This window comes from Ralstonia edaphi (genome assembly GCF_958350185.1).
Classification (GTDB): domain Bacteria; phylum Pseudomonadota; class Gammaproteobacteria; order Burkholderiales; family Burkholderiaceae; genus Ralstonia; species Ralstonia edaphi.
In genome coordinates, this window is sequence record NZ_CATWHI010000001.1 from 96,985 (window position 1) to 113,645 (window position 16,661).

A 16,661-nucleotide genomic window follows, 5' to 3' on the forward strand; every position below is an offset into this window, starting at 1 on the left:
ACCATCATGAGCGGGCCGGAAGCGACGGTCTGGCTCAACGCGTTGCTTGGCTTTCTGCAATGGGCGCAGCACGGCGTGCTGGTGCTGCTGCACACGCTTGGGCTGACCGGCGAGGCGCACGGGCAGCCGGCATGGCCGTGGGACGTGCGCATCGCGGGCGAGACCCTGTTGATCGACCTTGGGCAAGCGCGGCAGCTTGGCCTGACGCTGATTGCCTTGATGCTGGCGTTGCTGGCCGTCGTGATCGCCGTGCTCGTGAGGCGGTGGCGGCCGGTGTCATCCGGTGTCGCGGCGGGCCTGCTTGTGGTGGCGCCGTGGCCGTCGGCGGTTGTGGTGGCGCCCGCCGTGCCGACGAGTTTCCATGTGAGCCCAACGGCGTTTTCGGTGGCGTCCGTCACGCAGGGCACGCGCATCTACAACGCCGCCTGCGCAAGCTGCCACGGCGCAGACGGCCGGGGCGAAGGCCCCTTGGCCGCCACGCTCACGCGCTGGCCGCCCACGGTGGTCGGCCCGTTGCTCGGCCGTCATGCCGATGGCGAGCTGTTCTGGCACATCGCCCACGGCATGCAGGACACGCAAGGTGCGTCGACCATGCCCGCATTTGCCGGTCGACTGAGCGATGCTGATATCTGGGCGGTACTCGACGCCATGAAGGTGCTGGCCGCGCGTGGCGGCGTGCGTGCCGGCGGCTGGCCGCTGCCCGTGGCGCTGCCCGCGTTGTCCGTGCGCTGCGGCGACGCGCTACGGCAATCCCTGGCGACGTGGCGCAACGGCCAACGCGTGCGGGTGGTGGCGGTGGATGCGGCATCGCCAAACGACATCCCGCTGGAAGATCCGCGTTTCCAGACGTTGCTGATCACGCCGGATGGCACGTTGCCACCGCCAACGCGCGCGTTCCAGGCGCGTTGCGTGGCGGCAGGCGCCGACGCCTGGAGCGTCTTCGCCGCCATCGCCGGTGCTGCGCCGCAAGCGTTCTCCGGCACGCAGTTGCTGGCCGATCGCAATGGCTGGTTGCGCGCACGCGGCGCTCCGGGCACGACGTGGTCCGACGCCGATTTCCTCTGCACCTCGGCCGCACGCGGAACCGCCCGCAGCACAAGCGGACTCGATTCCTTGATCGCCCGCATGGACGCCGAACCGGTGCGCTATGTGAAAGGCGGCTTCATCCACTGACCCTCGACCGCATCGCTCCATCACCATGCCGCAACATCGACGACGTTTTCTGCAATCCACGCTGGCGCTCGCTGCCGCGCCTGCCTTGTCCATCGCGCAACCCCGCCTCGTGCTCAAGGCGGGCGACCAGAAGGGTGGCCTGCGCGCGCTGCTTGAAGCCGCCGACGCGCTCAAGGGCGTGCAGTACGACATCCAATGGACCGAGTTTCCAGCGGCTGCTCCGCTGGCCGAAGCGCTCAACGCGGGTGCCGTCGACCTGGGCCCGATTGGCGATGCGCCAGCCATCTTTGCCTTGGCGGCGGGTACGCGCATCAAGCTGATCGGTGCCAACCGATCAGACCCGTACGGCACGGCGGTGCTGGTGCGGCCCGATTCTCCGTTGAAGACCGCGGCAGATCTGAAGGGCAAATCCATCGGTACCAACCGCGGGTCGATCGGGCATTTCGTCGCGCTCAAGGCGTTGGAGTCCGCGGGGCTGGGTCCGGACGATGCCAACTTCCGTTTCCTGCCGCCGGCCGATGCCAAGCTTGCGTTGGTCAACGGGTCGATCGATGCGTGGTCAACGTGGGAGCCCTACACGGCGATGGCCGAAACGGCCAAGCATGCGCGCGTGCTCGTCAGCGGGCGCGGGTTGTGGTCGGGCCTCAGCTACCTTGCAGCGACCGACGCTGCGCTGGCGGCCAAGCGCGACGCGCTGCGCGACTTCCTGCAGCGCGTGGTGCGTGCGCAGGTGTGGTCGTACCAGCATGTCGACAGCTTTTCGGCCACGCTGGCCCGCATCATCGGCATCGCGCCGGAGGCTGCGCGGCTGCAGTTCGCACGTCGACAGACGGTGTGGCGCGCCATCGATCCGCAGCTCATTGCGGAGCAGCAGCGGACGGCCGATTTCTACGTGAAGGTGGGCCTGCTCAAACAGCGGCTGGAGGTCGCCACCACGTTTGACACGGGGTTTCCGCTGATCGCCTAGCGGGCGTTGCCCGAATGGGATTCCGCACTGGGCCGCGAGCCGCCATGCGGGCCCGCCGTACCCGGCGCTTCTGCGACGTTCTTGGGCAGGTTGGTGGCCGGTGTGACCGCGCCTGGGGCGTTGTTGCCGCCCTTGCCAAAGCGCGCTGCCAGACGGTCCTGCACTTCGGTCAGTTGGGCCTGCTCCTGCGCTTTCTGAGCGCGCTCCGTCTCGGCCTTCTGGGCAGCTGCAGCTTGCTCAGCCGGCGTGGGCGGCGGCAGTTTGCCGTGAGCGGGACGCGGCAGCGCAACCACGGTCAAGCCGATGGCCGCTGCGGCGAGCCACAGGGCCGAGCGTGGAATGTTGTGCGGTGTCGGGGGCATGGCGGTCTCCTGGTGAGGATCGCCATGGCTCCAGCAAGTGCGGTGCCGTGTGAGTTCAGCGCCCCTCGGCAAGCGCGTTGTGCAGCACCGTCTTGAGCACGTTGAAGACGGGGTTGTCGTTGTCCTTGCGATAGGCCATCCACAGTTCAACCGGCTTGGCCGGCGTCGTGCGCACCGGGCGATAGACGACACCCTCGAAGTGCAGCATGGCCGCCGCTGCGGGGATAAGCGCCACGCCGATGCCTGCACGCACCAGCGCCAGCATCGAGTGGATCTGGCTGACGTATTCCACGATGTCGGGCAGCACCTCCGCACGCTCCAGCAGGCTGCTCACCATCTGGTGGAAATAGCGCGCCTCGTATGGCGAATACATCAGCAGCGGCTGGCCCTCGCAGTCGCGCAGGCTGGGGCGTTGCGGCCAGTTGTCGGCCACCGCTTCCGGCAGGGCAATCACGAGCGCTTCCTGCGAGCACGGCACGGCAATCAGCTCGCCGTGCTCCACCGGCGGGCGCAGGAGGCCAACGTCGATTTCGCGCGCATCCAGCGCCGCGAGCTGCGCGCCGCTCACCATCTCCTTCAGCGTCAGCCGCACGCCCGGTGAAGCCGCCCGGACGGCGCTCACGAGCGAAGGCAATTTGCCGTAGCCGACCGATGCGGTAAAGCCGATGGCCAACTGGCCTGCAGCGCCCGTTGCCACGCGCCGGGCCGTGGCCGCCGCCTCGTCCGCCAGGCGCAGGATGCGCGATGCGTCGGGCAGAAAGCTGCGCCCCGCCGCCGTCAGCTTGACCGAGCGGCTGTTGCGCTCCAGCAGCTCCGTACCGACCTGATGTTCCAGCAGGCGCACCTGGCGCGACAGCGGCGGCTGCGTCATGTGCAGGCGTTCTGCGGCCCGCCCGAAATGCAGTTCTTCGGCCACGGCGACAAAGCAGCGGAGTTGGCTGAGTTCAAACATCGATTCAAAACCTGTATGGATTGAGTCAGTGCTTATCTTGAAGCGGAAAGATCGCCGGTGCAAGAATCGGCTCGCCCTTCGGCTTGAAGGGCCAATGACAACCATCAGGAGACGAGCATGTCCATGGAAAGCGCGGAAGTTGGCCGTCGCAGGTTTCTCAAGAACGTGGCAGGGGCAGGCCTTGCAGCGGCCAGCGGCCTGGCCGGCGCGCAGAAGATCGAAGGGTTCAAGCCGAACGCGCGCTACCCCGACGTGGCGGTGGAAGTGCTCGACCCGAGCTTCCTGAAATACCGGCTCTACAGCAGCTCGGTAGAACAGCTTGCCACCGGCATGCGCTGGGCCGAAGGGCCCGTTTACTTTCCCGCCGGGCGCTACCTGTTGGTGAGCGACATTCCGAACAACCGCATCATGAAGTACGACGAGACGAACGGCGCGTTCAGCGTGTTCCGTGAGCCGTCGAACTACGCCAACGGCAACACGCGCGACCGGCAAGGGCGCCTCGTCACGTGCGAACACTCCGTCACGCGCCGCGTTACGCGCACCGAGTTCAACGGCAGCATCACGGTGCTGGCCGATCAGTACCAGGGCAAACGGCTGAACGCGCCCAACGACATCGTCGTCAAGTCCGACGACAGCATCTGGTTCACCGACCCGACGTTCGGCATCAACGGCAACTGGGAGGGCTTCAAGGCGCAGCCGGAGCAGGCCACCACCAACGTCTACCGGATTGATCCGAACGGCAGCATCCGCGCGATCATCACCGATCTTGTCAACCCGAACGGGCTCGCGTTTTCGCCCGACGAGAAGAAGCTCTACGTGGTCGAGTGGAAGGGCACGCCCTCGCGCAGCATCTGGAGCTACGACATCGCGCCCGACGGCACGGCGTCCAACAAGACCAAGCTGATCGACGCCAACGGCGCGGGCGCGCTGGATGGCTTTCGCGTCGACAAGGATGGCAACCTCTGGTGCGGCTGGGGCTCGGACGGGCGCGTGGGCGTCAACTCCGCCGATTACGACGGCGTGAAAATCTTCAACGCGCATAGCAAGCCGATCGGCTTCATCCACCTGCCGGAACGCTGCCCCAACCTGACCTTCGGCGGCCCGAAGAACAACCGCCTTTACATGGCGAGTTCGCACTCGCTGTATGCCCTTTACGTGGAGGCCGAGGGCGCGGTGTAAGGCGGCACCGACCGGACGCGGCCGCGCCGTCACGTGCGGCCGCAGCATCGGAATCAGCGACCTAGGGAAGACCCTGTATCAATACAAGATCTGTATTGATCGAGTTATTAGTTGGCTTGGACTTGAATCGATCCCGGTGCAAGAATTCGCTCACCAACAACACGCATTCATCGCGAGCCAGATATGTCCCGATACAGCCCCAAAGAATTCGCCCAACAGATCGGCTCCGGCCTGCTGTCCTTCCCGGTCACGCACTTCAAGGCCTCTGACCTGTCGTTCGACGAGGCAGCGTATCGCGCCAACCTGAACTGGCTGTTCAGCCACGATGCCGCCGGCCTGTTTGCAGCGGGCGGTACGGGCGAGTTCTTCTCGCTCACCGCGGCTGAAACCGACCGCGTGGTGCGCGCAGCCGTGGCTGAAACCGGCGGCAAGATTCCGGTGATCGCCCCGGCGGGCCGTGGCACGGCTGAATCGATCGAATACTGCAAGGCGGCTGAAGCTGCCGGCGCCGACGGCATCCTGCTGCTGCCGCCGTACCTGACCGAAGCGTCGGCCGACGGCGTGGCCGCGCACGTGGAGCAGGTCTGCAAGTCGACCAAGCTGGGCGTGATCGTCTACAACCGCGCCAACCAGATCCTGGACGAAAACCACCTCGAACGCCTGGCCGACCGCTGCCCGAACCTGGTCGGTTTCAAGGACGGCGTGGGCGACCTGGAACTGATGACCCGCATTTACGCCCGCCTGGGCGACCGCTTCACCTACGTCGGTGGCCTGCCGACCGCCGAGACCTTTGCGCTGCCGTACCTGACGATGGGCGTGTCGACGTATTCGTCGGCCATCTTCAACTTCGTACCGAAGTTCGCGCTAGAGTTCTACGCCGCCGTGCGCGCATTCGACAATGCCAAGGTCTACAAGATGCTCAACGCGTTCGTGCTGCCGTACATCCAGCTGCGCAATCGCAAGCGCGGTTACGCGGTGTCGATCGTCAAGGCCGGTATGAAGGTCATCGGCCGTGACGCGGGTCCGGTCCGTGCTCCGTTGACCGACCTGACCGACGCCGAGATGGCAGAACTGTCGGCGTTGGTGTCGCGCATTGCCGAAGTCGAAAAGCTGGCGGCCTGAGCGCAACCGAAAACACAAGGAATCCTTATGCAATTGAGCGGCGAACTGTTGTTGGGTGCTGCCCGCGTCGCGGGTGGTGCCGGCAAGGTTCGCGCCATGAACCCCGCCACCGGGGAATGGCTCGAACCGGAATTCACCCTGGCCTCAAAGACTGATGTCGCACGTGCCGCTGAACTGGCCGCCGCGGCGTTTGACGTTTACCGCGAGACCGCGCCGGAAACCCGCGCAGCCTTCCTGGAAGCCATCGCCAGCCAGATCGAAGCGCTGGGCGATGCGCTGATTGAACGCGCGATGGCGGAATCGGCATTGCCGCGTCCGCGCCTGGAAGGCGAGCGTGGCCGCACGTGCAACCAGCTGCGCCTGTTTGCAAGCGTGGTGCGTGCCGGCGACGCCGTGGGCGCGCGCCTTGATTCGGCCCTGCCGGAGCGCAAGCCGCTACCGCGTTCCGACCTGCGCATGCGCCGCATTGCGCTGGGCCCGGTGGCCGTGTTTGGCGCAAGCAACTTCCCGCTGGCGTTCTCGGTGGCCGGTGGCGATACCGCGTCTGCTCTGGCTGCAGGCTGCCCGGTGGTCGTAAAGGCGCATCCGGCACACCCGGGTACGTCCGAACTCGTGGGCCGCGCCATTCAGGCCGCGGTTGCGCAGTGTGGGCTGCCGGAGGGTGTCTTCTCGCTCATCCTGGCGGACAACGATGTGGCCGGCGCACTGGTGGCGGATCCGCGTATCCAGGCGGTTGGCTTTACCGGCTCGCGCGCAGGCGGTCTGGCGCTGTTGCGCATTGCGCAGGCACGCCTGCAGCCGATTCCCGTGTATGGCGAACTGAGCGCCATCAACCCCGTCTTCCTGCTGCCCGATGCGCTGGCCAAGCGCGCTGCGGCGCTGGGTCAGCAGTACGTGGCGTCGCTGACGATGGGTGCGGGCCAGTTCTGCACGAACCCGGGTCTGCTGCTCGCCATCGATGGGCCGGAACTGGATGCCTTTGAAGCGGCTGCCGCTGCTGCCATGGGCGACGTGGCTGCGCAGCCGATGCTCACCGCCGGTATCCACACTGCCTACACGCGCGGTGTCGACAAGCTGGCTTCCGAGGCAAACGTGCGCTGCGTCGCGCGCGGGCAAGGCAGCGACCAGCCCAACCGCGGGCAAGCCGGTTTCTACGTGACCGATGCCAAGAGCTTCCAGGCGCAACCGGCGCTGCACGACGAGATCTTCGGCGCCACCGGCCTGGTCGTGCGCTGCCGTGATGCAGAAGAGTTGCGCACGCTGGCCGAATCGCTCGAGGGCCAGTTGACCGCCACGCTGCATCTGGACGCCGGCGACACGGCGATCGCACGTTCGCTGCTGCCGATTCTGGAGCGCAAGGCGGGCCGCATTCTGGCCAACGGCTGGCCGACCGGCGTCGAGGTGTGCCACGCCATGGTGCACGGCGGACCGTGGCCCGCAACGACGGATGCACGCACGACTTCGGTCGGCACGGCGGCCATCGAGCGCTTCCTGCGCCCGGTGTGCTACCAGGATCTGCCGGCCGAACTGCTGCCCGAAGCCCTGCAAGATGCCAACCCGCTCAAGCTGCGCCGGCTGGTGGACGGAAGCTGGGCCTGAAGCCGTAACAGTCGAATATCAAAAACAACACGCCGGGCCGCACAGGACCCGGCAACTTGACCCGACCGGCACGACGGGTGCCGGCTTAAGGAGGAGACGATGGACATCAAGGCCCCCGCAGTGGGAGCACAGGCCGTGCCGCGCGCTGAGCGCATGAGCCGCGTGCGTTTCGTGATCCTCGCGATGCTGTTTATCGTGACGACCATCAACTATGCCGATCGGGCGACCATCTCCATTGCCGGCTCGGCCATGCAGAAGGAACTCGGCATCGACGCCGTGTCGCTTGGCTACATTTTCTCGGCGTTTGGCTGGGCCTATGTGATCGCCCAGATTCCGGGTGGCTGGCTGCTCGACCGCTTCGGTTCCAAGCGCGTGTACACATTCAGCATTCTGCTGTGGTCGCTGTTCACGTTGGCGCAGGGCGCGATCGGCTTCTTTACCGGCGCCACCGCCATCGTCATGGTGTTCTGCCTGCGCTTCCTGGTGGGTGCGGCCGAGGCGCCGTCCTTCCCGGCCAACAGCCGCATCGTGGCGGCGTGGTTTCCGGCCAATGAGCGCGGCACCGCAGCGGCCATCTTCAACTCTGCGCAGTACGCCGCCACGGTGGTGTTTGCTCCGCTGATGGCGTGGCTGGTGCACGCGTTCGGCTGGCATCACGTGTTTATCGTGATGGGCGTGGTCGGCATCGTCATGGCGGTCGTGTGGCGAGCCTTCGTGCACGAACCGAAGGACCATCCGGGCGTCAACCGCGCGGAAATCGAATACATCGAAGCCGGCGGCGGCTTGGTCAACATGGACCGCGCGGGCGTGGCCAAGGCCGAAGGGCCGAAGCTCGGCTACGTGAAGCAGCTTCTGCAGAACCGCATGCTGATGGGCGTGTACATCGCGCAGTACTGCATCAACGCGCTCACCTACTTTTTCATCACGTGGTTCCCGGTGTATCTGGTGCAGGCGCGCGGCATGTCGATCCTGAAAGCAGGGTTCGTCGCGTCGATTCCGGCGGTGTGCGGTTTCCTGGGCGGCATTCTGGGCGGGATCATCTCTGACGCGCTGCTCCGGCGTGGCGCCTCGCTGTCGGTGGCGCGCAAGGTGCCCATCGTGCTGGGCATGCTGCTCTCCATGACCATGGTGATCTGCAATTACGTCGATGCGCAGGCTGTCGTGGTGGCGGTGATGGCGCTGTCGTTCTTCGGCAAGGGCCTCGGCGCGCTGGGCTGGGCGGTGAACTCCGATACGGCGCCCAAGCAGATTGCGGGCTTGTCGGGCGCGCTGATGAACACCTTCGGCAACCTGTCGAGCATCACCACGCCCATTGCCATCGGTTACATCGTCAACACCACGGGTTCGTTCAACGGTGCGCTGGTGTACGTGGGGATCCATGCGCTGGTCGCCATCGTCTGCTACCTGTTCATGGTCGGCGAGATCAAGCGTGTGGAACTGAAGCCGCTGTAAGCCACGGGAGCCTCGTAAGTGACGTTGCAATCGATCGAGTCCGGCGCACGCACGCACACGCCGCGGGTGACGGAGATGCGGGTGATTCCCGTCGCGGGCCGCGACAGCATGCTGCTGAACCTGTGCGGCGCGCACGCTCCGTTCTTTACGCGCAATCTCGTCATCCTGAAGGACAACGCCGGGCGCACCGGCGTGGGCGAGGTGCCGGGCGGGGAGGGCATCCGCCAAGCGCTGGAGCGGGTGATTCCGCTGGTGGTCGGTCAATCGATCGGTCGTACCAACGGCGTGCTGAACAGCATTCGCCGCGCGCTGGCCGGTGGCGGCAATGCCGCGCATCAGGCGACGGTGCACCAGGTCACCTCCGCGTCGGAAGCCGCCGTGCTGCGCCAGCCGCACGAGATCAACCTGCGGATGGACAACGTCATCACGGCGGTGGAAGCGGCGCTGCTTGATCTGCTTGGCCAGTTTCTGGAGGTGCCGGTGGCAGAGCTGCTCGGTGCCGGCCAGCAGCGCGATAGCGCCCCGATGCTCGCCTACCTGTTCTACGTGGGCGACCGCCGCAAGACCGATCTGCCGTATCTGGATGGTGGGAACGGCGCCGACGACTGGCTGCGCCTGCGCCACGAAGCTGCCATGACGCCCGCCGCCATCGCACGACTCGCCGAAGCCGCCACCGACCGCTACGGCTTTGCCGATTTCAAGTTGAAGGGCGGCGTGATGCGCGGTGCGGATGAGATGGAAGCGATCGCCGCCATCAAGGCGCGCTTTCCGCAGGCCCGCGTGACGCTGGACCCGAACGGCGCATGGTCGCTCAACGAGGCCATTGCGCTGTGCAAAGGCCAGGGGCATCTGCTGGCCTATGCCGAAGACCCGTGCGGCCCCGAAGCCGGCTACTCGGGCCGTGAGGTGATGGCCGAGTTCAAGCGTGCCACCGGCATCCCGACGGCCACCAACATGATCGCGACCGACTGGCGGCAGATGGGCCACGCCGTGCAGCTGCACGCGGTCGATATTCCGCTGGCCGATCCGCATTTCTGGACCATGCAAGGCTCGGTGCGCGTCGCGCAGTTGTGCGACGAGTGGGGCCTGACGTGGGGTTCGCATTCCAACAACCACTTCGACGTGTCGCTGGCGATGTTTACGCATGTGGCGGCGGCCGCCCCAGGCAACATCACGGCCATCGACACGCACTGGATCTGGCAGGAGGCCGAGGAACGCCTGACGCGCGAGCCGCTGCGCATCCAGGGCGGCCACGTGGCCGTGCCGGAGCGCCCGGGCCTCGGCATCGAAATCGACATGGACCGCGTCATGGCCGCCCATGCGCTGTACAAGACCCTGGGCCCCGGCGCGCGTGACGACGCCATGGCCATGCAATACCTCGTGCCGGGTTGGACGTACGACCCGAAACGTCCGAGCCTGGGACGTTGAAACGAAACCCGTTTGAGTTTGAATCAATCACGGAGTCTGTGATGTCTGAACCGACGCTGGCCCCCGAGGCCAGCAACGCAACTGAAAAGGCGCTGACGATCCGCGTGCACGACGGTGACAACGTCGCCATCGTCGTCAACGCACGCGGCTTGCCCGCCGGCACGGCGCTGGCCGATGGCACCGTGCTGGTCGAAGGCGTGCCGCAGGGGCACAAGGTCGCGCTGGTGGACTTGGCCGAAGGCGACGCGATCATCCGCTACAACGAGGTGATCGGCTATGCCGTGAAGCCGCTGCCGCGCGGTAGCTGGGTCAACGAGCATGCCGTGAGGCTGCCGTCTGCGCCCGCGTTGGATGAATTGCCGCTGGCCACGCGCCCCGACCCCAAGCTCGCCAAACTGGAGGGCTACACCTTCGAGGGCTATCGCAACGCAGACGGCACGGTGGGCACGAAGAACGTGCTGGGCATCATGACCAGCGTGCAGTGCGTGGCGGGCGTGACGGATTACGTGGTCGGCCGCATCAAGCGCGAGCTGTTGCCGCGCTTCCCCAACGTCGACGATGTGGTGGCGCTCAACCACGTGTACGGCTGCGGTGTCGCCATCAACGCGCCGGCCGCCATCGTGCCCATCCGCACGCTGCAGAACCTGGCGCTCAATCCGAACTTCGGCGGCGAGATCATGGTGATCGGCCTGGGCTGCGAAAAGCTCGTGCCCGAACGCCTCGTGCCGGAAAAGCTGGCGCCGGGCGGCCGCATTCCGATCGAAGTGGCCGGCACCGCAGATTCGCCGGTGCTGCGTCTGCAGGACGAAGCCTTCGACGGCTTCATCGGCATGACCGACGCCATCATGGAGATGGCCGAGCGCCGCCTGGAACATCTCAACAAGCGCCAGCGTGAGACCTGCCCGGCATCCGATCTCGTGGTTGGCGTGCAGTGCGGCGGCAGCGATGCGTTCTCGGGCGTGACGGCCAATCCGGCGGTCGGCTTTGCGGCGGACCTGATCGTGCGCGCGGGCGGCACCGTGATGTTCTCGGAAGTGACCGAGGTGCGCGACGCCATCCATCTGCTCACGCCGCGCGCCATCGATGAAGACGTCGGCCGTGCACTGCTGCGCGAGATGGCCTGGTACGACAACTATCTCAGCGGCGGCCAGACCGACCGCAGCGCCAACCCGTCGCCGGGCAACAAGAAGGGCGGGCTCTCCAACGTGGTGGAAAAGGCGCTGGGTTCGATCGTGAAGTCGGGCAGCACGCCCATCGTCGATGTGCTTGGCCCCGGTGAGAAAGTGCGTCGCAAGGGCCTGATCTTTGCGGCGACGCCCGCCAGCGATTTCGTGTGCGGCACGCTGCAGCTGGCCTCCGGCATGAACCTGCAGGTGTTCACGACTGGCCGCGGCACGCCGTACGGCCTGGCCATGGCGCCGGTCATCAAGGTGTCGACGCGCAAGGCGCTGTCCGAGCGCTGGCATGACCTGATCGACCTTGATGCCGGCCGCATCGCCACAGGCGAAGCCAGCATTGCCGACATCGGCTGGGAGCTGTTCCACCTGATCCTTGACGTGGCGAGCGGCCGCAAGCAGGTTTGCGCCGACAAGCTCGGCCTGCATAATGCGCTGGCCCTGTTCAACCCCGCCCCGGTGACCTGATATGACCACTGAAGTGAACGTTCAAAACGACCCGCTCGACGGCGTGACCACGCGCTGCCACCGCCTGTTGCTGACCGGCGCCGGCGGCAACCTCGGCAAGGTGCTGCGCGAGCGTCTGCCCAAATACGCCGATTCTTTGCGCCTGTCTGATATATCAAATCTCGGCGAGGCGCGAACCGGTGAGGAAATCGTGCCGTGTGACCTGGCTGACGCGAAAGCCGTCGATGCGCTCGTCGCTGGCACCGATGCGATCGTGCATCTGGGCGGCGTATCGATCGAGCGGCCGTTTGAAGAGATCCTGCCGGCCAACATCGCAGGCACCTACAACCTGTACGAAGCCGCGCGCCGTCATGGCGTGCGCCGCATCGTGTTCGCCAGTTCGAACCACACCATCGGCTTCTACAAGCAGGGCGAGGTGATCGACAGTACCGTGCCCACCAAGCCCGATGGCTACTACGGGCTCAGCAAGGTGTTCGGCGAGCAGCTCGCCAGCTTCTATTTCGATCGCTACGGCATCGAGACGGTGGCCATCCGCATCGGCTCTTCGTTTGCCGAAGCGAAGGACCGCCGCATGCTCGTCACCTGGCTCGGCTATGACGACCTGGAGCAGCTCATCCGTCGCGCGCTGTTCGTGCCAAGCGTGGGCTTTACGGTCGTCTACGGCATGTCGAACAACCGCGACCGCTGGTGGGACAACCGCCATGCCGCGCACCTCGGCTATCAGCCCACGGAGACGAGCGAGATCTTCCGCGCGCAGGTCGAAGCCCAGCCGCCGCTGCCTGCCGATGACCCGGCCGCGCAGTATCAGGGCGGGGCGTTCGTCAAAGCCGGCCCGTTCGGAGACTGACGCAATGCAGCGGAACGTAGAGCCGACCGTCGAACGGATTGGCAACATGCAATGCGGCGTCGGCGAAAGCCCGATCTGGCACGCTGGCGAGCAGGCGCTGTATTGGACGGACATTCCGGGCCGCAAGCTGTGGCGCTGGAATTACTTCTCGGGCCAGGCAGACAGCTGGGCGCTGCCCGAGATGGCCGGCTGTATTGCCATGGCGTCCGACGGTTGGGCGATGGCAATGGAGACCGGCATCTTTCTCGCGCCACCGCCCCGCGCCGGCACGCAGCTTGGCCCGCTGCAGCGCCTCGCCACGGTGGAGCACGCACGCCCCGACATGCGCTTCAACGACGGCCGCTGCGACCGCCAAGGCCGGTTTTGGGCCGGCACGATGGTTTTCGACACGTCGCTCGGTCTGCCGCTCGGCAAGCTGTATCGGCTGGATGCGGAGGCTGCTCGCGCCGGCCGGGTCGATGCCGTCATCGACGATCTGATCGTGCCGAACGGCCTGGCCTTCAGCCCGGACGGCAAGACGATGTATCTGTCCGATTCGCACGCGAGTCGCCAGATCATCTGGGCCTTCGATTACGACGTCGACACCGGCACGCCGTACAACCGCCGCGTCTTCATCGACATGAACTCGCACCCTGGGCGCCCCGATGGCGCCGCGGTGGACGCCGACGGCTGTTACTGGATCTGCGGCAACGATGCGGGGTTCGTGCACCGCTTTACGCCGGACGGCCGCCTCGATCGCAGCATCGCCATTCCCACGTCCAAGCCTGCCATGTGCGCATTCGGCGGGCCTGGGCTGGACACGCTGTTCGTGACGTCGATCCTGATCGGCGACGACCCGCTTTCGGGCGCCACGTTTGCCGTGCGCCCGGGCGTGACGGGATTGCCGGAACCCGTCTTGCACCTCTGAAACCGCAGTACACCCCATACACAAGAAGAACGGGGGCTTTAGGAGACAACACATGAAACCCATCAAAGGCTTGCGCTGGTGGATCATCGGCCTCGTGCTGAGTGGCCTGATCATGAACTACCTGGCGCGCAACGCACTGGCCGTGGCGGCGCCTGAAGTGAACAAGGTGCTGAACATCAGCACGCAACAGTACGGCTATATCGTCGCGGCGTTCCAGGCGGCCTACATGGTGATGCAGCCGGTGGCGGGCTACGTGCTCGACGTGCTGGGCACCAAGCTGGGTTTTGCGCTGTTTGCGGCGGCTTGGTCGGTGGTCTGTCTGCTGCACAGCACGGCGGGCGGCTGGCTGTCGCTGGCGGCGTTCCGCGCGATGCTCGGGATGACGGAGGCGGCCGGTTTTCCATCGGCACTGCGGGCAACGGCAGAGTGGTTCCCGGCCAAGGAGCGGTCGATCGCAACCGGCTGGTTCAACATCGGCTCGTCAGTTGGCGCGGTGGTGGCGCCTCCTCTGGTGGTCTGGTGCATTTTGCACGGCAACTGGCGCTTCGCCTTTGCCGTGATCGGCGGGATCGGGCTGGTGTGGAGCGTGCTGTGGTTCCTGCTCTATCGCGTGCCGGCCAAGCACCATCGCTTGTCGGCCGAGGAGCGCGAGTACATCCGTGCAGGCCAGGAAACGCCGGATGACAGCGCGGATGCGCCCAAGCCGTCGTGGGGCAAGATCGTCAGCGGCCGCCGCTTCTGGGGCATCGCCATCCCGCGCTTTCTGTCGGAGCCGGCGTGGCAGACGTTCAACTATTGGATTCCGCTTTATATGGCCACCGAGCGCCATATGAACCTGAAGGAGATCGCGCTGTTTGCGTGGTTGCCGTTCCTGGCGGCAGACGTGGGCTGCGTGCTGGGCGGCTATCTCGCGCCGTGGTTCCAGAAGCGCTTCTCGGTGTCGCTGGTGACATCGCGCAAGCTGGTGATGGTGACGGGCTGCCTGTGCATGATCGGCCCGGCCTGTATCGGTCTGGCGACGAGTCCCTACACGGCGATTGCACTGTTCTGCGTGGGCGGCTTCGCGCATCAGACGCTTTCTGGCGCGCTGTACACGCTCACGTCCGACATGTTCGGCAAGCACGAAGTCGGTACGGCTGTGGGGCTGGCGGGCATGTCGGGCTACATGGGCGGCATGCTTTTCTCGCTGGCGGTCGGCACGCTGGCCACGACGATCGGCTACAACCCGCTGTTCGTGGCGCTGGCCGTGTTCGACATCGTGGCGGCCATCCTCGTGTGGACGATGCTCAACGACAAGCAGGCCCGCCCCGTGCCGATGCAGCCGGGCGGGACGGCACCGAGCACCGCGGCTTGATTCTGCTGCAGCCCGCCCCGATCAAGCGGCCCGCTGAGCGACCTTTGGGTTGAGCTTGGCCGGGCTGAGCGGATCGAAGTCGACCCACTCGCCGTTGCGCCAGCGGCCTGCGGCTTCTTCGACATCCATACCGCCGACGCTGGCGAGGATACGCGCGGCTTCGGCTTCCCGGTCTGGTGTTACGCGCACGGCCAGCAGGACGCCGGAATGGCGTGTGCGCAGCGTGGCATCGGCCGGCTGTGCGGGGTGGGGGTCGTCGCGTGTGGCGACCATGGCACCCGCCAGCGAGCCGATATAGGCGCCCACCCCGGCCGCCACCACCGAGAACAGCACGGCCACGTGCAGCGCGATCAGCACGACCACCCCGGCGACAGCGCCAATCGCGGCGCCGATCGCCATCCCCTTGCCGGCGCCGGCATGGGCCCGTGCCGCACCCGGGTCGGCGTTGCGGTCTCCGCCAATTGGAAATGCCGCATGCTGGCCGGATGGGTTGACGAAGAAGACGTTCACGTCGTCCTCGGAAAAGCGCTGGGCGAACAGTGCACGCGCGGCCTCTTCGGCGCGTTCAAACGTATCGAAACGGGCAGCGACGATAAGCGACATGGGGCCTCCTGAGAAACGCATTTCCCATAGCGCAAGCAAGTCGGGGGCCCGCGCCAAAAGTCGACCCAAAGTTACCTAGATCAGGTGATTGGCCGGGCAATCACTCGTGGCCATACTTGGCCCCCAAGGCCCGCTCGAGGCCATGCCAAATCCAGACAGACGATAACGAAAACGTGGCCGTCCAGAGCAACGGGCGGCCGGCCGATACCGCCCGGCAATCCGGCGGTCTTTTGGTATTCAAAACGGGAGGGTGTGTCATGTTCAACGGCTTTTCTGCGGTGCCGGGCGCGATCGTGCCTTATGCATACGACTGGCTGCTGGTGGGGCTGTCGTATCTGATCTCGGTGGCGGGGGCGTATGTGGGCTTGCGATGGTCAAGACGCGTGCGCAACAAGAACGGCACCCTCGACATGGACCGGTTGATCTGCGCCAGCGTGGCGCTCGGCGGCGGGGCGGTCTGGTCGATGCACTTCATCGGCATGGCGGCTTACCGGACACCCGTCCGGATCGAGTTCGATCTCTTCATGACCATGATGTCGCTGCTGGTGGTGATGGTGTTTGCCGCTGGCGGGCTCGTCATTGCGTCGCGCACCACGGGCAACCGCCTGCGCAACATTGCCGAGGGCGGCGTGCTGACCGGCCTCGGCGTGGCGGTGATGCATTACACCGGCATGGCCGCTGTGCATACGAACAGCAACTTCGACTGGGACGTCTCCATCATGGGCGTCTCGGCCTTGATTGCGGTCGTGGTATCGATGGTCGCGCTGTGGCTGGCAACAACCGTCAAGACACGCGGTCAGCAGTTGGGTGCGGCGCTGATCATGGGCGTGGCCGTCTGCGGCATGCACTACACGGGCATGACGGCCGGCACGATGATCTGCACGGGGCAGAGCTACTCGCCGTCGCTGTTCGCCATTGAAGGCAGCAATATCGGCTACGCGGTGTTTGCGCTGGCCGGCACCGTCCTGATGATCATTCTGCTGATCGAGGCGTCGCGCAGTGCAAGCAGCGCACGCGCCACCGCATCGGGCACGCTGCGCTGAAACGTGTTGCCAGAACGCCCGGCCGGGTGT

Annotated in this window: 15 protein-coding genes; 12 read left to right on the forward strand and 3 right to left on the reverse strand. The window is 66.0% G+C overall.

Features of this window, described 5'->3' with window-relative positions; translation table 11 throughout:
• Positions 1–6 precede the first annotated feature (6 nt).
• Both R2669_RS00540 and R2669_RS00545 read left to right on the forward strand, forming a co-directional pair.
• Positions 7–1,173, forward strand: a complete 1,167-nt coding sequence (locus R2669_RS00540; RefSeq protein ID WP_316891091.1) for a c-type cytochrome — start codon at positions 7–9, stop codon at positions 1,171–1,173.
• Between the two features lie 25 nt (positions 1,174–1,198).
• Positions 1,199–2,140, forward strand: a complete 942-nt coding sequence (locus R2669_RS00545) for an ABC transporter substrate-binding protein (protein WP_316877364.1) — start codon at positions 1,199–1,201, stop codon at positions 2,138–2,140.
• On the opposite strand, the gene R2669_RS00550 is transcribed toward R2669_RS00545, so the two are convergent.
• Positions 2,137–2,502: a hypothetical protein gene (locus tag R2669_RS00550; RefSeq protein ID WP_316897938.1), complete on the reverse strand. Its 366-nt coding sequence runs from the start codon at positions 2,500–2,502 to the stop codon at positions 2,137–2,139. The genes R2669_RS00545 and R2669_RS00550 overlap by 4 nt on opposite strands.
• Before the next feature lie 55 nt (positions 2,503–2,557).
• Positions 2,558–3,454 (reverse strand): LysR family transcriptional regulator, encoded by an 897-nt coding sequence (locus R2669_RS00555; protein ID WP_316897940.1) that lies wholly within the window; start codon positions 3,452–3,454, stop codon positions 2,558–2,560.
• A gap of 117 nt (positions 3,455–3,571) precedes the next feature.
• Here R2669_RS00555 and R2669_RS00560 point away from each other — a divergent pair, with 117 nt between their 5' ends.
• The 9 genes from R2669_RS00560 to R2669_RS00600 all read left to right on the forward strand — a co-directional run bounded on the left by R2669_RS00560 (position 3,572) and on the right by R2669_RS00600 (position 14,985).
• Positions 3,572–4,633: an SMP-30/gluconolactonase/LRE family protein gene (locus tag R2669_RS00560; RefSeq protein ID WP_316897942.1), complete on the forward strand. Its 1,062-nt coding sequence runs from the start codon at positions 3,572–3,574 to the stop codon at positions 4,631–4,633.
• Between the two features lie 183 nt (positions 4,634–4,816).
• Positions 4,817–5,755 (forward strand): 5-dehydro-4-deoxyglucarate dehydratase, encoded by a 939-nt coding sequence (kdgD, locus tag R2669_RS00565; RefSeq protein ID WP_147217866.1) that lies wholly within the window; start codon positions 4,817–4,819, stop codon positions 5,753–5,755.
• A 27-nt stretch (positions 5,756–5,782) separates the two neighbouring features.
• Positions 5,783–7,354, forward strand: a complete 1,572-nt coding sequence (locus R2669_RS00570) for an aldehyde dehydrogenase (NADP(+)) (protein WP_316897944.1) — start codon at positions 5,783–5,785, stop codon at positions 7,352–7,354.
• Between the two features lie 99 nt (positions 7,355–7,453).
• A complete protein-coding gene (locus R2669_RS00575; protein WP_147217862.1) occupies positions 7,454–8,806 on the forward strand; it encodes an MFS transporter in 1,353 nt (450 codons plus the stop codon).
• Between the two features lie 18 nt (positions 8,807–8,824).
• A complete protein-coding gene (locus R2669_RS00580; protein ID WP_316897946.1) occupies positions 8,825–10,234 on the forward strand; it encodes an enolase C-terminal domain-like protein in 1,410 nt (469 codons plus the stop codon).
• A gap of 41 nt (positions 10,235–10,275) precedes the next feature.
• On the forward strand, positions 10,276–11,877 hold the full coding sequence (gene garD, locus R2669_RS00585; RefSeq protein ID WP_316897948.1) for a galactarate dehydratase: 1,602 nt from the start codon (positions 10,276–10,278) through the stop codon (positions 11,875–11,877).
• Position 11,878: 1 nt separating this feature from the next.
• Positions 11,879–12,724 (forward strand): NAD-dependent epimerase/dehydratase family protein, encoded by an 846-nt coding sequence (locus R2669_RS00590; RefSeq protein WP_316897950.1) that lies wholly within the window; start codon positions 11,879–11,881, stop codon positions 12,722–12,724.
• A 4-nt stretch (positions 12,725–12,728) separates the two neighbouring features.
• A complete protein-coding gene (locus R2669_RS00595; RefSeq protein ID WP_316897952.1) occupies positions 12,729–13,631 on the forward strand; it encodes an SMP-30/gluconolactonase/LRE family protein in 903 nt (300 codons plus the stop codon).
• 52 nt (positions 13,632–13,683) lie between these two features.
• Positions 13,684–14,985, forward strand: a complete 1,302-nt coding sequence (locus R2669_RS00600) for an MFS transporter (protein ID WP_316891100.1) — start codon at positions 13,684–13,686, stop codon at positions 14,983–14,985.
• 21 nt (positions 14,986–15,006) lie between these two features.
• Here the strand turns inward: R2669_RS00600 and R2669_RS00605 are convergent, their stop codons facing one another.
• Positions 15,007–15,588 carry a hypothetical protein gene (locus R2669_RS00605; protein WP_316877378.1) on the reverse strand — a complete coding sequence of 194 codons (582 nt, stop codon included), beginning with the start codon at positions 15,586–15,588 and terminating at the stop codon, positions 15,007–15,009.
• 257 nt (positions 15,589–15,845) lie between these two features.
• Between R2669_RS00605 and R2669_RS00610 the strand changes: the two genes are divergently transcribed.
• On the forward strand, positions 15,846–16,631 hold the full coding sequence (locus tag R2669_RS00610) for an MHYT domain-containing protein (protein WP_147217850.1): 786 nt from the start codon (positions 15,846–15,848) through the stop codon (positions 16,629–16,631).
• Positions 16,632–16,661 lie beyond the last annotated feature (30 nt).

Excerpts from the sequence above, each read along its gene's own strand:
- R2669_RS00610 (WP_147217850.1), top strand. The coding sequence starts at position 15,846 with ATGTTCAACGGCTTTTCTGCGGTGCCGGGCGCGATCGTGCCTTATGCA.
- R2669_RS00595 (WP_316897952.1), top strand. The coding sequence starts at position 12,729 with ATGCAGCGGAACGTAGAGCCGACCGTCGAACGGATTGGCAACATGCAA.
- R2669_RS00540 (WP_316891091.1), top strand. The coding sequence starts at position 7 with ATGAGCGGGCCGGAAGCGACGGTCTGGCTCAACGCGTTGCTTGGCTTT.
- R2669_RS00575 (WP_147217862.1), top strand. The coding sequence starts at position 7,454 with ATGGACATCAAGGCCCCCGCAGTGGGAGCACAGGCCGTGCCGCGCGCT.
- kdgD (WP_147217866.1), top strand. The coding sequence starts at position 4,817 with ATGTCCCGATACAGCCCCAAAGAATTCGCCCAACAGATCGGCTCCGGC.
- R2669_RS00600 (WP_316891100.1), top strand. The coding sequence starts at position 13,684 with ATGAAACCCATCAAAGGCTTGCGCTGGTGGATCATCGGCCTCGTGCTG.
- R2669_RS00570 (WP_316897944.1), top strand. The coding sequence starts at position 5,783 with ATGCAATTGAGCGGCGAACTGTTGTTGGGTGCTGCCCGCGTCGCGGGT.
- R2669_RS00590 (WP_316897950.1), top strand. The coding sequence starts at position 11,879 with ATGACCACTGAAGTGAACGTTCAAAACGACCCGCTCGACGGCGTGACC.
- R2669_RS00555 (WP_316897940.1), bottom strand. The coding sequence starts at position 3,454 with ATGTTTGAACTCAGCCAACTCCGCTGCTTTGTCGCCGTGGCCGAAGAA.
- R2669_RS00550 (WP_316897938.1), bottom strand. The coding sequence starts at position 2,502 with ATGCCCCCGACACCGCACAACATTCCACGCTCGGCCCTGTGGCTCGCC.
- R2669_RS00560 (WP_316897942.1), top strand. The coding sequence starts at position 3,572 with ATGTCCATGGAAAGCGCGGAAGTTGGCCGTCGCAGGTTTCTCAAGAAC.
- R2669_RS00605 (WP_316877378.1), bottom strand. The coding sequence starts at position 15,588 with ATGTCGCTTATCGTCGCTGCCCGTTTCGATACGTTTGAACGCGCCGAA.
- R2669_RS00545 (WP_316877364.1), top strand. The coding sequence starts at position 1,199 with ATGCCGCAACATCGACGACGTTTTCTGCAATCCACGCTGGCGCTCGCT.
- garD (WP_316897948.1), top strand. The coding sequence starts at position 10,276 with ATGTCTGAACCGACGCTGGCCCCCGAGGCCAGCAACGCAACTGAAAAG.